This is a genomic window from Streptomyces sp. BE303, from assembly GCF_036290945.1.
Taxonomy (GTDB): Bacteria; Actinomycetota; Actinomycetes; order Streptomycetales; family Streptomycetaceae; genus Kitasatospora.
Genome location: NZ_JAQYWZ010000762.1, coordinates 1 through 575 on the forward strand (window position 1 = coordinate 1; position 575 = coordinate 575).

At 72.3% G+C, this 575-nt stretch carries 1 pseudogene; it reads right to left on the minus strand.

What is annotated here, in order from left to right:
• A pseudogene (locus PUR56_RS22755) lies at positions 1 to 492 on the minus strand (beta-ketoacyl synthase N-terminal-like domain-containing protein); the annotation flags it as partial.
• Positions 493 to 575: the final 83 nt, after the last annotated feature.

Sequence of the window (575 nt, forward strand, 5' to 3'; positions counted from 1 at the left end):
CGCAGGCCCCTCCAGGCCGAACGTGTACGAGATCCGCCCCGACATCACCGACGAAGCCGTACCCGTCAGCAGATGGCCTTCCAGGCCCTCCCCGCTCTCCGCCGCCCCGGTGCCGTACCCCATGAACGAGGCGCCGACGACCACGCCCACCGGCTCGCCGCGCAGGCCCAGCGGATCGGCACCCGCCGCCTCCAGCGTCTCCCACTACTTCTCCAGCAACAGGCGATGCTTCGTATCCATCGCAAACGCCTCAAGCGGCGAGATCCCGAACAGCCCCGCATCGAAGTCCCCCGCCCCGTACAGGAACCCCCCCTCCCGGGCGTAGACCGTCCCCGCAAGCTCCGCAGCCGCGTGGTCCCACCCCTCCAGTTACCACCCACGATCCGTCGGGAACGCCCCGATCCCGGCCCTCCCGGACGCGACCAGATCCCAGACCTCCTCCGGCGTCCCCACACCCCCCGGCAACCGCAGACCCAGCCCCCCGATCACCACCGGGTCGTCGCCGGTGGCGGCCTAGGGCACCGGAGCGGCGGGACCCGCTGCGTCCGCGCCGCCGACCACCTGCTCCCGAACGA